Source organism: Bacillus sp. Bwzl_19, assembly GCF_054900515.1.
On the sequence record NZ_CM142729.1, the window covers coordinates 59,462 to 73,680 of the forward strand.

A 14,219-nucleotide genomic window follows, 5' to 3' on the forward strand; every position below is an offset into this window, starting at 1 on the left:
TGAATATGGCAACTTTAAAAGCAAATGAAAGAACAGATTTTAAACGTTCGACGCTTCGGAAAATCCGTCATTCAGGACACGTTCCGGGGATTATATACGGTAAAGAAACAACGAATACACCTGTCTCTTTAGACAGTGTCGAATTGCTTAAAACATTGCGGGACGAAGGAAAAAACACGATTATCACAATTGATGTCAACGGAAATCAGCAATCGGTTATGGTGACTGAGCTTCAGACAGACCCGCTCAAAAACGAATTGACGCACGCCGATTTTCAAGTCGTGAATATGAGTGAAGAGCTGGAGGCTGAGGTGCCGATTCAGCTGACGGGAGAGGCGAAAGGAGTCAAAGACGGAGGTATCATCCAGCAGCCGCTGCATGAGCTTTCGATTAAGGCTAAACCGAAGGACATCCCTCAGACAATCGATGTTGATATTTCCGGACTGGAAATGAATGATGTGCTGACCATCGCGGATCTGACTGCTGACGGCAATTATACATTTACGAACGATCCGGAAGAAGTCGTGGCTTCCATCCTTCCTCCTAAGCAGGAAGCATTCGAAGAAGATGCAGAACCATCTCCTGAGGAAGAGCCCGAAGGAGAAAATCAATAAGTGCTTTAAGACGTAACCCGCCCGAGGTTACGTCTTTTGTGCTAGAATGAGAAGAATTACAGCGATGTTGAGGGAGGATTTACGATGCTTGTGATTGCCGGTCTGGGTAACCCGGGGAAAACCTATGAGAACACGAGACACAATGTCGGCTTTATGGCCATTGACGAGCTTTCTAAAGAATGGAATATTGAACTGAATAAAACGAAATTCAACGGACTTTACGGAATGGGTTTTGTTTCCGGAAAAAAAGTTCTACTTGTTAAACCGCTTACATATATGAATTTATCAGGAGAATGTTTGCGGCCGCTGTTGGATTATTATGATGCCGACCATGAAGATTTGAAAGTCATATACGATGACCTTGATCTTCCTACGGGGAAAATCAGACTCCGGACGAAGGGGAGCGCAGGCGGACACAACGGAATTAAATCACTTATTCAGCACCTTGGAACCCCTGAATTTGACCGGGTCAGAATCGGAATCGGCCGTCCCGCCAACGGGATGAAAGTCGTTGACTATGTGCTGGGAGCTTTTACGAAAGAAGAAGCGCCGCATATCAATGATGCTGTCTCAAAAACGGTAAAAGCCTGCGAAGCTTCCTTAACGAAACCATTTTTAGAAGTTATGAACGAATTCAACGCAAATGTATAAGATAAATAATGGGAGACCATACTAGGGAAAAATGATTTTTTCACATCAGGAGGTCCAATGTATGGCTTTGCATTATTTCTGCCGCCACTGCGGTATTAAGGTAGGGAGCCTGGAATATACGACGGTGCCGACACAGTCACTTGGATTTCAGCACTTAACAAATGAGGAAAGAAACGATATGATTTCATATAAAGACAATGGAGATCTCCATGTTCTTACAATTTGTGAAGACTGCCAAGAGGCGCTGGAACGGAATCCGCACTACCATGAACACAACACATTTATTCAATAAGAAGCTTTGGTGTAGATTCTAGACCAAAGCGTTTTTCTGTTCTTGCAGAAAACAGAGAGGAGGGGCCCATATGGACAATATTCAAACCTTTATTAAAGAAAGCGATGATTTTAAATCCATTGTTAACGGTTTACATGAGGGGCTGAAGGAACAGCTGCTTGCGGGTCTGTCAGGTTCCGCGCGTTCTGTTTTTACCTCCGCCCTTGCACAGGAAACGAAAAGGCCGATTTTCTTTATCACCCATAATTTATATCAGGCCCAAAAAGTGACAGAAGATCTGACGGCGCTTCTCGGGGATCAATCTGTTTTTCTATACCCCGTAAATGAATTGATTTCTTCAGAAATTGCTGTAGCCAGTCCTGAACTGCGGGCTCAGCGGCTCGATGTCATTAATAGATTAACAAACGGAGAAGCCCCGGTCGTTGTGGCGCCCGTTGCGGCAGTGAGAAGAATGCTTCCGCCGAAGGAGCTGTGGAAAAGCAGCCAAATCGTCATTTCGCTTGGAGACGATATAGAACCGGATCAGCTGTCTGCCCGCCTTGTTGAGGTAGGGTATGAGCGTTCCGATATGGTTTCTGCACCCGGTGAATTCAGTATTCGCGGCGGAATTATCGACATTTATCCGCTGACATCAGAGCATCCGGTGCGAATTGAGCTGTTTGATACGGAGGTCGACTCCATCAGAAGCTTTAACTCTGATGACCAGAGATCAATTGAGACGCTCAAAACGGTGGCGATCGGACCGGCGAAGGAACTGATCATCCGGGCGGAAGAAAAAGCCCGCGCGATGGATAGGCTCGATAAAGGGCTTGCCGACAGTCTGAAAAAGCTGAAGCAGGACAAACAAAAAGAAATGCTTCATATCAACATCTCACATGATAAAGAACGATTATCAACGGGACAGACTGATCAGGAACTTGTGAAGTATCTCTCGTACTTTTACGAAAAACCTGCTAGTTTGCTAGATTATACCCCGTCAGACACCTTGTTAGTGTTAGACGAGGTCAGCCGCATTCATGAAATGGAGGATCAGCTCCAAAAAGAAGAGGCCGAATTTACGACAAGTCTGCTGGAGGAAGGGAAAATTCTGCATGACATTAACTTATCCTTCAGCTTTCAGGAGCTTATGGGCCAAAAGCGGCGTCCGGCAATTTATTTCTCATTATTTTTGCGTCATGTTCAGCATACAAGCCCTCAAAACATCGTGAATGTGACAAGCCGGCAGATGCAGAATTTTCACGGACAGATGAATGTGCTTACCGGTGAAATGGAGCGCTTTAAAAAATCAAACTTCACCGTTGTCTTTTTAGGGGCAAATAAGGACAGAACCGACAGATTGGCATCCGTGCTGGCTGATTACGAAATTGAAGCCGCAAAAACGGACAGCTCCAAAGCGCTTGTGCAAGGACAGGTCTATGTCATGGAAGGCGAACTGCAATCCGGTTTTGAACTGCCGCTGATGAAGCTGGCCGTCATTACAGAGGAAGAGCTGTTCAAAAACCGAATCAAGAAGAAGCCGAGAAAGCAGAAGCTGACAAATGCCGAACGGATCAAAAGCTATTCCGAGCTTCAAGTCGGTGACTATGTCGTCCACGTCAATCACGGGATCGGTAAGTATTTGGGGATCGAAACACTTGAAATCAAGGGCATTCATAAAGATTACCTCAATATTCACTATCAGGGCAGCGATAAGCTGTACGTCCCGGTAGAGCAAATCGACCAGGTGCAGAAGTACGTCGGCTCTGAAGGAAAAGAACCGAAGCTTTATAAACTGGGCGGCAGTGAATGGAAACGGGTTAAGAAAAAAGTCGAAAATTCCGTTCAGGACATCGCCGATGATCTGATTAAGCTTTATGCGGAACGCGAAGCAAGCAAAGGCTATGCTTTCTCGCCTGATCATGAAATGCAGCGGCAGTTCGAGGCTGCTTTCCCTTATCAGGAAACAGACGACCAGCTCCGTTCCATTCAGGAAATTAAAAAGGATATGGAAAGAGAGCGCCCGATGGACCGCTTGCTTTGCGGGGACGTCGGTTACGGTAAGACAGAGGTAGCCATCCGTGCGGCCTTTAAAGCGATCGCCGACGGGAAGCAGGTCGCGCTGCTTGTGCCGACGACGATACTCGCACAGCAGCATTACGAAACCATTATGGAACGTTTCCAAGACTACCCGATTAACATCGGTCTTCTCAGCCGGTTCAGAACGAGAAAAGAATCCAATGAGACCATCAAAGGCCTGAAAAACGGAACGGTAGATATCGTGATCGGAACCCACAGGCTTTTATCTAAAGATGTCGTCTATAAAGATCTCGGCTTGCTCATAATCGACGAAGAGCAGCGGTTCGGCGTCACACATAAGGAAAAAATCAAACAGATCAAAGCCAATGTTGATGTGCTGACTCTGACGGCGACTCCGATTCCTCGTACCCTTCATATGTCCATGCTCGGTGTGCGGGACTTATCTGTTATTGAAACGCCGCCGGAAAACCGTTTTCCTGTCCAGACGTATGTCGTGGAATACAACGGGGCGCTTGTAAGAGAAGCCATCGAAAGAGAACTGGCGCGCGGAGGGCAAGTATATTTCTTATACAACCGCGTGGATGACATTGAGCGGAAGGCTGACGAAATTTCCATGCTCGTTCCTGATGCGAAGGTGGCGTACGCCCACGGGAAAATGACCGAAAATGAATTGGAAAGCGTCATGCTTAATTTTCTGGAAGGGGAATCAGACGTCCTTGTCAGCACGACCATTATTGAGACAGGCGTAGACATACCAAACGTCAATACCTTAATCGTGTTTGACGGAGACAAAATGGGGCTGTCTCAGCTGTATCAGCTGAGAGGACGGGTTGGCCGTTCCAACCGCGTCGCTTACGCCTATTTTACGTATCGCAGAGACAAAGTGCTTACTGAGGTGGCGGAAAAACGGCTGCAGGCGATTAAAGAATTTACCGAGCTTGGTTCAGGCTTTAAAATTGCCATGCGTGACTTGACGATCAGGGGAGCGGGGAATCTCCTCGGCGCCCAGCAGCACGGTTTCATCGACTCAGTCGGTTTTGACCTGTACTCGCAGATGCTCAAGGAAGCGATTGAAGAGCGAAAAGGCGATACACCAAAAATCGAACAGTTTGAGACGGAAATCGACATCGAGCTTGACGCATATATCCCTGAAAACTATATACAAGACGGCAAGCAAAAAATCGATATGTATAAACGCTTCAGATCAATCACTACAATTGAGGAGAAAAACGAGCTTCAAGATGAAATCATCGACAGGTTCGGCAGTTACCCGAAAGAAGTTGAATGGCTGTTTACAGTTGCAGAGATGAAGGTGTACGGAAAATATGAACGCGTCGAACTCATCAAGCAGGATAAGGACGCAGTCAGATTTACCATTTCGGAAGAGGCCAGTGCACAGATTGACGGACAGAAATTGTTCGAACTCGGCAATAAATACGGCCGGCAAATCGGACTGGGAATGGAAGGGAAAAAGCTGAAAATCTCAGTACAGACGAAAGGCCGCAAAACGGAAGAGTGGCTGGAGACCGTACTCGGCATGCTGAAAGGCCTTCAGGGCGTGAAGAAAGAAACAATCGCGTCTTCATAAAAATTGTTACTCTCTGGTGTATATTACATTTGATGTGACGGATACTAATTTCAAGCGAGTGGCGGAAGCTACATAAAGTAGAGAACTTTAGTACTTTCCCTTAAATATCATCACATGAAAGAGAGGCACCAGAGAGATGAAAGCTACAGGTATCGTACGTCGTATTGATGATCTAGGACGGGTCGTCATTCCTAAAGAAATTCGGAGAACACTGCGAATCAGGGAAGGAGACCCGCTTGAAATATTCGTTGACCGCGACGGAGAAGTTATATTGAAAAAATATTCTCCTATCAGTGAGCTTGGCGATTTTGCGAAAGAGTATGCAGATGCATTGTATGACAGTCTCGGCCATTCCGTCTTGATTTGCGACCGTGACGTGTATATTGCCGTTTCAGGCAGTTCGAAAAAAGAATTTCTGAACAAATCCATCAGCGATTTGCTCGAAAAAACGATGGATCAGCGCAGCTCAGTGTTAGAAAACGATGTGAAGTCCGCACAGCTTGTTAATGACATTGAAGAAGATATGAGCTCCTATACAATTGCTCCTATCGTGGCGAATGGCGATCCTATCGGTGCCGTGGTCATTTTTTCTAAGGAACAGGCTCTTGGAGAAGTAGAACATAAAGCGGTAGAAACGGCAGCCAGTTTTTTGGCGAGACAAATGGAACAGTAGGTCTTATTACCATTATTGAAATAAGAAACGGGGAAAGAACAGCTCTTAAACAGTGCTGTTCTTTTTCATATGTGCTCTCTATCGGTCCGCCGGCCGTTAGGATTGTGATATAATAAGCTCGTTTTATAGACGTAATTTTCTAGCGGCTGGAAGGAGCTTTTGGATGAACGATTCAGTTGGCGCCAAACGGCAATCAGCATGGAAAGGTGCTTTTGAGCTCGTCGTTGCGGGGATCGTGACGAAGATATTAAGCGCCGTGTACAGGGTTCCTTTTCAGAATATTGTCGGTGACGTCGGATTTTACATTTATCAGCAGGTGTATCCGTTTTTAGGGATCGCGGTAATGCTGTCAACATCCGGATTTCCGGTAATCATCTCGAAATTAATGAACGATTATAGCGATCATAAACAAAAAATAATGAAAATTTCCGCCTTTTATGTCACGGCGGCCGGACTTGTTCTGTTTGCGCTCATGTATGCCGGTGCGGCGTCGTTGGCCGGTTTTATGGGTGACGCCCGCCTTGTGATGCTGATACGGGTCGCCGCGTTCGCTTTTGTATTGTTTCCGTTCACAGCGATTTTCCGGGGGTATTTCCAAAGCGTGCATGATATGATGCCGTCAGCCTTATCCCAGATTACGGAACAGCTTCTTCGTGTGGCGGTGCTTCTCGGTTTATCCTTTTGGCTTTTGAAAAGCGGCCGCTCATTATACGCGGCGGGTGCGGGCGCTGCCTCGGGGTCACTTGCCGGAAGCTTGGCGGCCCTTTGTGTATTGGCTGTATTCTGGTACAAGCGGAAAGACACAAAGACGGACGGCGGGCATATCGAAACAGGCGTCATTGTGAAAAAGCTGCTGCTTTATTCAGTCACCATCTGTATCAGCAGTGTATTGATGCTGTTGATTCAGCTCGTAGACGCCTTAAACCTATATTCCCTGCTTTCAGAAGGGACGGGGAGCCATGCTGCGAAACAGCTGAAAGGCATATACGACCGCGGACAGCCGCTCCTTCAGCTGGGAACGGTATTTGCCGTCAGTATCGCCGCGTCCCTGGTTCCCTCAATTTCAAAAGCGGTGCATGAGAACAAGCCGTTTATCATAAAAGAGAAAGCAACATCTGCCGTTAAGCTCTGCCTTGCGGTAGGGATCGGCGCAGCGGCCGGACTTTTTTGCATTTTAGAGCCGGTGAATATCATGCTTTTCCAAAACAGCGAGGGGCCGCAGACCTTACAAATATTCAGCTTATCTATCTTTTTTGCTTCGATTGCGCTTACGGCAGCCGCGATCCTTCAAGGAGCGGGACATACCGTTTTTCCCGCCGTGTCCGTCTTGGCGGGAGGGGCGCTGAAATGGGTGCTGAATGTTTGGCTGGTCCCGGGCTGGGGTATTACAGGAGCGGCGCTGGCGACCGTCCTTGCATTTGCCGCAGCAGCATGCCTGAATCTGCACAGAATTTGGTCGAAGGGCTGGCTGACGAATCTCGGCGGCGTTATCGCCCGTCTATGCGGATGCAGTCTGCTGATGGTACTTTTTCTGCTCGCATATATGAAGGTTTGGCAGTTATGTGTACCCGTCAGCAGGGCGGGAGCTGCAGGTGAAAGTTTATCTGCGTCAGTCATCGGAGGGCTTTTGTTTATTTATTGTATGATAAGAATGAAGATATTTACGGACGAAGAGCTGAGCAGCCTTCCTTTCGGCAGTACTTTAAGCAAATTGAATAAGAGGAGAGAAAAACATGGCAGGTAACATTATGGTCGTCGGCCTCGGCGCCGGGGACATGGATCAGCTGACAGTGGGCGTACATAAGCTGCTGACTCAGGCGAAGCATCTATATATAAGAACGAAAGACCACCCTTTGATTCCGGAGTTAGAACAAGAGGCGGCAGCGGACATCCGGTATTTTGATGATATTTATGAAAAACATGACCAGTTTGAAGCGGTCTATGAAGAGATCACTGACATTCTGTTTGAAAAAGCGAAGCAAGAGGATGTCGTCTACGCTGTGCCCGGCCACCCGTTTGTCGCCGAGAAAACCGTTCAGCTGTTATTTGAACGCCGGGAAGAACAACATGCAGCCGTTCACACCGCCGGGGGGCAAAGCTTTCTGGATGCCACCTTCAACGCATTGCGAATTGACCCGATTGAAGGATTTCAATTTACGGATGCACAAACAATGACGCCGGATGAGCTTGAACTCCGCCATCACCTGATCATTTGCCAGGTTTATGACCAGATGACAGCCTCTGAGGTCAAGCTGACACTCATGGAGAAATTGCCTGACGACTATGAAGTGGTCATCGTAACGGCAGCCGGAAGCAAGGAAGAAAAGATCACCAAGGTGCCTTTGTTTGAGCTTGACCGCAATGTCGGCATAAATAACTTAACAAGTGTGTATGTTCCGCCGATTAGAAAAGAAGAGCTCCTTTACCAAGAATTTTCTGCATTCCGAAGAATTATTCGTGAGCTTCGCGGGCCGAACGGCTGTCCGTGGGATCAAAAGCAGACACACCAGTCATTAAAGAAATATATGATTGAGGAATGCTACGAACTGCTTGAGGCCATTGACGAAGAGGACACGGATCACATGATAGAAGAACTCGGGGACGTCATGCTTCAGGTTATGCTTCACGCTCAGATCGGAGAAGACGAGGGATACTTCTCAATTGATGATGTCATCAGAGACATCAGTGCGAAGATGGTCAGACGGCACCCGCACGTGTTTAAGAATGTTAAGGTTCAGGATGAACATGATGTCGTCGCCAACTGGGAAGAAATCAAAAAGGCGGAAAAACAAACAACATCCTCTTCGTTGCTGGATGCCGTACCGAAAACACTGCCTTCTCTTGCAAAAGCGGCCAAGCTTCAGAAAAAAGCCGCAAAAACCGGTTTTGACTGGGATGATGTTCAGGATATATGGGACAAAGTGAATGAAGAACTGAAGGAATTTTCTGCGGAGGCTTCTGCTGAATCTGCAGATGAAGTAAGCTTGAAAGCTGAATTCGGCGATGTTTTATTTGCATTGGTCAATATCGGCCGATACTATAAAATTGAGCCTGAGGAAGCGCTCGCCATGACAAATGACAAATTCCGCAGACGCTTTTCTTATATTGAAAAAGAAGCGGCAGCAAAGGGGCTTGAATTGACCGGGATGTCTCTTGAAGAAATGGACAAATTGTGGGATGAAGCAAAAGAAATGGAGAGGAGATTCTAATATGAGACTTGATAAGTTTTTAAAAGTATCCAGATTAATTAAGCGCCGCACATTGGCGAAAGAGGTCGCCGATCAAGGGAGAATCACTGTTAACGGGAATCAGGCGAAAGCCAGTTCAGACGTAAAAGCCGGCGATGAACTGACGGTCCGCTTCGGCCAAAAGTTTGTCACCGTAAAGGTAAATGAATTGAAAGAGACAACAAAAAAAGAAGAAGCCGCAGGTATGTATACAATCGTCAAAGAAGAAAAACTCGGCGAATAGGCTTGTTCTAAACAAAGCTCCCGCCTCATACAATGCAGTAATAATGCTAAAAGTATCGAGGATATGGGGGCTGAATAGATGAATTCATATTATGAGCAAAAAGGTTCTTCTTCTGTTCCGGAACAGCATGATGTAACGATGAAAGGGAGAAAGCATTTAGACATTTCGGGTGTCAAGCATGTGGAAAGTTTTGACAACGAAGAGTTTTTGCTGGAAACGGTTATGGGAATGCTTTCCGTCAGAGGTGAGAATCTGCAGATGAAAAACCTTGACGTGGAAAAAGGGATTGTATCTATAAAGGGCAGGGTGTTTGACCTTGTATATTTAGACGAGCAGCAAGGGGATAAAGCTAAAGGGTTTTTTAGCAAGTTGTTTAAATGACGCTGACGACCCAATTTTATACGATGCTGGCAATGACCGGTATGGGCGCCTGGCTCGGAGCGTCGCTTGATACATACAGGCTGTTTGTCAGCCGCGCCAAAACGGCCAGGTGGCTGTTATTCGTTCATGACATTCTCTTTTGGATTGTACAAGGCCTGCTGTTTTTCTATGTGCTGCTCAACGTGAATGAAGGAGAACTCAGGATATACATTTTCTTGGCTGTCTTACTGGGTATTGCGACGTACCAAAGTCTGTTTAAACGAATGTATATAAAAATGCTGAAATTGGCCATTCATCTTGCGGTGTCTCTTTATCAAATCGCAAAAAAGCTCATTCAGCACGTGCTGTTCCGTCCGGTGGTTCTGCTTTTTAAGCTGCTCATCGGGCTGATCACGTTTATTTCTTTATACTCCTATCGGGTGATTGCCTTTTTTGCGAAATGTCTTTTTAAGATCGTAACGTTTTTGCTGTATCCGCTGTTCTTCCTGTTGAAACAAATATTGAAACTTCTTCCTGAAAAGTGGCGTCTTACTTTCAAACGATATTTTCAAAAAAGTGCAGGATTTTTACAAAAGAGCAAGAAACTAATCATAACAATCAGATCGACCATGATACGTATTTTGAAAAGATGAAAGGAGGGCCGTCTGATTTGAATCTATCTAGAGAACGTACAATAACTGAAATTCAAAACGACTATAAAGAGCAGGTTGAGCGGCAATCCCAGCTTATGAAAAGAAGGCGGAAAGGGCTTTTCAGACGGTTGATTGTATTCGGCGCCCTTGTGTTGCTGACGGCTATTGTCTTAGCGGGTTCTCTGTGGTCACAGACCTCTTCCCTTAGCGCGAATGAAGAAAAGAAAGCTCAGCTGGAAAAACAAGTGAAAGAATTGAACGGGAAACAGGCTGATTTAAAAGATGAAATTTCCAAATTAAAGGATGAGGATTACGTCACAGAGCTTGCCAGAAGAGACTTGTTTATGTCAGGAAATGGTGAGATTCTCTTTAATGTAGAAAATAAGAGCAAGTAGCCTTGTTGACACTTAAATTTTTATTTAGGTATAATTAAACAAACGATCTTTTTATAAGCCTAAGGAGGAGCACTTTTTTTATGTCGATTGAAGTTGGCAGCAAGTTGCAAGGGAAAATAACAGGTATTACAAATTTCGGAGCATTTGTTGAATTGCCTGGAGGCTCAACCGGTCTCGTTCATATCAGTGAGGTAGCCGATAATTATGTGAAAGACATTAACGAGCATTTAAAAGTCGGCGATCAAGTTGAAGTGAAAGTCATCAACGTTGAAAAAGACGGGAAAATTGGTTTATCAATTAAAAAAGCTAAAGACCGTCCGCAAGCCAGACCTAGAAATGATTTCCGTCCGAAAGAATCTTTTGAACAGAAAATGAACAAGTTTCTTAAAGATAGCGAAGACCGCTTATCATCTTTAAAACGAAACACGGAATCAAAACGTGGAGGGCGCGGAGCAAGAAGAGGATAACTTGCTGCTTTCTATAAATACATGGGGCATTCGTCTATCCCGCGGATGCTTTTTTTATTTATCCTATTAGTCAGAAAATTAAAACTTCATAATTTTTGTTGACGGAATGAAGAAACCTTTGTATTATATAACTTGTGCTTATAAGCACTTATATGGCGGTGTAGCTCAGCTGGCTAGAGCGTACGGTTCATACCCGTGAGGTCGGGGGTTCGATCCCCTCCGCCGCTACCATATATATTTGGCCCGTTGGTCAAGCGGTTAAGACACCGCCCTTTCACGGCGGTAACACGGGTTCGAATCCCGTACGGGTCATCCAAGCGAATCGGCTTCTTTTACAGAAGCCGATTTTTTCATATTTAGACAACTTTTTGAGAAATGTCGGAGGAAATACGAGAGGAAAGGGGAACAAGGGAGAAAGCGTCGAAGAGTTCTTTGAAATCGTTACCTTCTTTTGACAAAATCCTATCTGTGCTTTCATTTATAATGACAAGCAACGAATAAAACAGGTGGGGGATGAGAGCAATGGAAAAAGCGGAAAGAAGAGTGAACGGGCCGATGGCGGGACAAGCTCTGGAAAAACTGCAATCGTTTTTTGAAAAGGCTGCAAAGCTTGCGGTTCATCAAGCGCATTCACTTTTTTTCTATAAGGGTTTCATTTATGTCGTGATCGGTTTTTTACTTGGACGGGCTTTCATATTATCTGAGGTTCTTCCGTTTGCGCTCCCGTTTTTCGGAGCAATGCTTTTGATCAGAAGAGATAAAGCCTTCTATGCTTGTCTGTCGCTACTTGCGGGCGCTTTAACCATTTCGCCGAAACACTCTTTGCTGATTCTGACAGCTTTGGCCGTCTTCACTCTATTTTCAAAAATCGGTACATATATCATGCAGGACCGGGTGAAGATGCTGCCGATCGTGGTGTTTTTCTCCATGGCTGCCGCGAGAATCGGTTTTGTTTATTTTGAAAGCGGCGCTTTTACCACCTATGATTATGTAATGGCTGTTGTTGAGGCGGGCTTGGCCTTTATTTTGACGCTGATCTTTTTGCAAAGCTTGCCGATCTTCACGATCAAAAAAGTGAAACAATCATTAAAAATAGAAGAAATCATCTGTTTTATGATCTTGATCGCATCTGTTTTAACCGGGCTTGCCGGTGTTTCATTTCAAGGAATGCAGGCCGAGCATATCCTGGCCCGCTATGTCGTGCTGAGTTTTTCCTTTGTCGGCGGAGCAAGCATCGGCTGTACTGTCGGTGTTGTGACCGGGTTGATTCTCGGGCTCGCGAATATCGGAAATCTCTATCAAATGAGCCTGCTTGCGTTTTCCGGACTTCTTGGCGGACTGCTGAAGGAAGGCAAGAAAGCCGGCGCCGCAGTCGGATTAGTGATCGGCTCACTGCTGATTTCATTATATGGGGAAGGGTCCGCCGGATTAATGACCACCCTTTACGAATCGTTAATTGCCGTTGCCTTGTTTTTAATTACGCCCCAATCGATTACGAAAAAGGTGGCGCGCTACATACCGGGCACTGCTGAGCACAGTCAGGAACAGCAGCAGTACGCGAGGAAAATCAGAGATGTCACTGCCCAGAAAGTAGACCAGTTCTCCAATGTGTTTCATGCCTTGTCGGAGAGCTTTGCCACCTTTCATCAGACGTCTTCCGATGAGCAGGCTGAAGAAGGGGAAGTGGATCTCTTTTTAAGCAAAATTACTGAGCATTCCTGCCAATCCTGTTATAAGAAAAGCAAATGCTGGGTTCAAAACTTTGATAAAACATATGATTTAATGAAACAAGTTATGCATGAAACAGAAGAAAAACAATATGCCTCAAACCGCAGATTAAAAAAGGAGTTTCAGCAGCACTGTTCCAAATCCAGACAGGTGGAAGAGCTGATTGAAGACGAGCTTGCCCACCATCACGCCCATCTGACGCTGAAAAGAAAAGTCCAGGACAGCAGAAGGCTTGTTGCCGAGCAGCTGTTGGGGGTTTCTGAGGTCATGGCGGACTTTTCTCGGGAAATAAAACGGGAAAGGGAGCAGCATTTTATACAGGAAGAACAAATGATAGAGGCGCTTCAGCATTTCGGAATCGAGATTCAGCATGTCGAGATATACAGCTTGGAGCAGGGCAACATTGATATCGAAATGACAATCCCGTTCAGCGGGGGGCACGGTGAGAGTGAGAAAATTATCGCCCCGATGCTGTCTGACATTCTTGAGGAGCAGATACTTGTCAAAAGCGAACAGCACTCGACTCATCCAAATGGCTACAGCCATGTCGCGTTCGGTTCGACCAAGTCTTACCGGGTATCGACAGGCGCGGCTCATGCGGCAAAAGGCGGCGGTCTTGTCTCCGGCGACAGCTACAGCATGATGGAACTGGGCGCGAGAAAGTATGCGGCCGCGATCAGTGACGGCATGGGCAATGGGGCGAGGGCTCATTATGAGAGTAATGAAACGATTAAACTGCTTGAAAAAATTCTCGAATCCGGTATTGATGAAAAGATAGCGATTAAAACCATCAACAGTATTCTGTCTTTACGGACGACAGACGAAATCTATTCAACTCTTGATCTTTCTATCATCGACCTTCAGGATGCAAGCTGCAAATTCTTGAAGGTCGGTTCAACGCCGAGTTTTATTAAGCGGGGAGATCAAGTCATGAAAGTGCAGGCCAGCAATCTGCCGATCGGCATTATCAATGAATTTGATGTGGAAGTCGTAAGTGAACAGTTAAAAGCGGGTGATCTGCTTGTCATGATGAGTGACGGTATATTTGAAGGACCGAAGCATGTTGAAAACCACGACCTGTGGATGAAACGGAAAATGAAAGGGCTAAAAACCGAAGACCCGCAGGAAATCGCTGATATATTAATGGAAGAGGTCATCAGAACGCGTGCCGGCCAAATCGAAGACGACATGACGGTCGTTGTCGTCCGGATTGATCATAATACGCCGAAATGGGCTTCCATACCTGTGCCGGCAGTTTTCCAAAATAATAAGGAGATTTCTTAAACCTTTCGTATAAATCACTTTCCTTCT

13 protein-coding genes and 2 tRNA genes are annotated in these 14,219 nt (G+C 45.8%); all 15 read left to right on the forward strand.

Going from position 1 to position 14,219, the window contains the following annotated elements:
- The first annotated feature begins 5 nt into the window (after positions 1 to 5).
- The 15 genes from ACW5MY_RS00325 to spoIIE all read left to right on the forward strand — a co-directional run bounded on the left by ACW5MY_RS00325 (position 6) and on the right by spoIIE (position 14,192).
- Positions 6 to 614 carry a 50S ribosomal protein L25/general stress protein Ctc gene (locus ACW5MY_RS00325; protein WP_013350762.1) on the forward strand — a complete coding sequence of 203 codons (609 nt, stop codon included), beginning with the start codon at positions 6 to 8 and terminating at the stop codon, positions 612 to 614.
- Positions 615 to 698: 84 nt separating this feature from the next.
- Positions 699 to 1,265 (forward strand): aminoacyl-tRNA hydrolase, encoded by a 567-nt coding sequence (gene pth / locus ACW5MY_RS00330; protein WP_013350763.1) that lies wholly within the window; start codon positions 699 to 701, stop codon positions 1,263 to 1,265.
- 61 nt (positions 1,266 to 1,326) lie between these two features.
- Positions 1,327 to 1,557, forward strand: coding sequence for an anti-sigma-F factor Fin family protein (locus ACW5MY_RS00335; protein WP_013350764.1), 231 nt, complete (start codon positions 1,327 to 1,329; stop codon positions 1,555 to 1,557).
- Between the two features lie 70 nt (positions 1,558 to 1,627).
- On the forward strand, positions 1,628 to 5,161 hold the full coding sequence (gene mfd / locus ACW5MY_RS00340) for a transcription-repair coupling factor (protein ID WP_013350765.1): 3,534 nt from the start codon (positions 1,628 to 1,630) through the stop codon (positions 5,159 to 5,161).
- A gap of 136 nt (positions 5,162 to 5,297) precedes the next feature.
- On the forward strand, positions 5,298 to 5,834 hold the full coding sequence (gene spoVT / locus ACW5MY_RS00345; RefSeq protein WP_013350766.1) for a stage V sporulation protein T: 537 nt from the start codon (positions 5,298 to 5,300) through the stop codon (positions 5,832 to 5,834).
- Between the two features lie 163 nt (positions 5,835 to 5,997).
- Complete coding sequence (locus ACW5MY_RS00350) at positions 5,998 to 7,578, forward strand: putative polysaccharide biosynthesis protein (RefSeq protein WP_462061647.1); 1,581 nt, start codon at positions 5,998 to 6,000, stop codon at positions 7,576 to 7,578.
- Positions 7,568 to 9,043 carry a bifunctional methyltransferase/pyrophosphohydrolase YabN gene (yabN, locus tag ACW5MY_RS00355; RefSeq protein WP_289394073.1) on the forward strand — a complete coding sequence of 492 codons (1,476 nt, stop codon included), beginning with the start codon at positions 7,568 to 7,570 and terminating at the stop codon, positions 9,041 to 9,043. Before ACW5MY_RS00350 ends, yabN begins: the two co-directional genes overlap by 11 nt.
- 1 nt (position 9,044) lies before the next feature.
- Complete coding sequence (locus tag ACW5MY_RS00360; protein WP_289394074.1) at positions 9,045 to 9,305, forward strand: RNA-binding S4 domain-containing protein; 261 nt, start codon at positions 9,045 to 9,047, stop codon at positions 9,303 to 9,305.
- A 78-nt stretch (positions 9,306 to 9,383) separates the two neighbouring features.
- Positions 9,384 to 9,686 (forward strand): sporulation protein YabP, encoded by a 303-nt coding sequence (yabP, locus tag ACW5MY_RS00365; protein ID WP_004264638.1) that lies wholly within the window; start codon positions 9,384 to 9,386, stop codon positions 9,684 to 9,686.
- The gene (gene yabQ, locus ACW5MY_RS00370) at positions 9,683 to 10,318 is read left to right on the forward strand and encodes a spore cortex biosynthesis protein YabQ (protein WP_289394075.1); all 636 of its coding nucleotides are present in this window, start codon (positions 9,683 to 9,685) and stop codon (positions 10,316 to 10,318) included. The genes yabP and yabQ overlap by 4 nt, the downstream gene beginning before the upstream one ends.
- A gap of 17 nt (positions 10,319 to 10,335) precedes the next feature.
- Positions 10,336 to 10,713, forward strand: coding sequence for a cell division protein DivIC (gene divIC, locus ACW5MY_RS00375; protein ID WP_289394076.1), 378 nt, complete (start codon positions 10,336 to 10,338; stop codon positions 10,711 to 10,713).
- A gap of 80 nt (positions 10,714 to 10,793) precedes the next feature.
- Entirely contained in the window at positions 10,794 to 11,180 is a 387-nt protein-coding gene (locus ACW5MY_RS00380) for a S1 domain-containing RNA-binding protein (protein ID WP_004264630.1), read from the forward strand.
- A 154-nt stretch (positions 11,181 to 11,334) separates the two neighbouring features.
- Positions 11,335 to 11,411: transfer RNA gene (locus ACW5MY_RS00385), tRNA-Met, on the forward strand.
- Between the two features lie 9 nt (positions 11,412 to 11,420).
- Positions 11,421 to 11,492, forward strand: a tRNA-Glu gene (locus ACW5MY_RS00390).
- Positions 11,493 to 11,702: 210 nt separating this feature from the next.
- Entirely contained in the window at positions 11,703 to 14,192 is a 2,490-nt protein-coding gene (gene spoIIE, locus ACW5MY_RS00395) for a stage II sporulation protein E (protein ID WP_014469604.1), read from the forward strand.
- The last annotated feature ends 27 nt before the right edge of the window (positions 14,193 to 14,219 follow it).

Coding starts and splice junctions, on each gene's coding strand:
- yabP (WP_004264638.1), top strand. CDS start 9,384: ATGAATTCATATTATGAGCAAAAAGGTTCTTCTTCTGTTCCGGAACAG.
- spoIIE (WP_014469604.1), top strand. CDS start 11,703: ATGGAAAAAGCGGAAAGAAGAGTGAACGGGCCGATGGCGGGACAAGCT.
- ACW5MY_RS00335 (WP_013350764.1), top strand. CDS start 1,327: ATGGCTTTGCATTATTTCTGCCGCCACTGCGGTATTAAGGTAGGGAGC.
- ACW5MY_RS00360 (WP_289394074.1), top strand. CDS start 9,045: ATGAGACTTGATAAGTTTTTAAAAGTATCCAGATTAATTAAGCGCCGC.
- ACW5MY_RS00325 (WP_013350762.1), top strand. CDS start 6: ATGGCAACTTTAAAAGCAAATGAAAGAACAGATTTTAAACGTTCGACG.
- yabN (WP_289394073.1), top strand. CDS start 7,568: ATGGCAGGTAACATTATGGTCGTCGGCCTCGGCGCCGGGGACATGGAT.
- ACW5MY_RS00350 (WP_462061647.1), top strand. CDS start 5,998: ATGAACGATTCAGTTGGCGCCAAACGGCAATCAGCATGGAAAGGTGCT.
- spoVT (WP_013350766.1), top strand. CDS start 5,298: ATGAAAGCTACAGGTATCGTACGTCGTATTGATGATCTAGGACGGGTC.
- yabQ (WP_289394075.1), top strand. CDS start 9,683: ATGACGCTGACGACCCAATTTTATACGATGCTGGCAATGACCGGTATG.
- mfd (WP_013350765.1), top strand. CDS start 1,628: ATGGACAATATTCAAACCTTTATTAAAGAAAGCGATGATTTTAAATCC.
- pth (WP_013350763.1), top strand. CDS start 699: ATGCTTGTGATTGCCGGTCTGGGTAACCCGGGGAAAACCTATGAGAAC.
- ACW5MY_RS00380 (WP_004264630.1), top strand. CDS start 10,794: ATGTCGATTGAAGTTGGCAGCAAGTTGCAAGGGAAAATAACAGGTATT.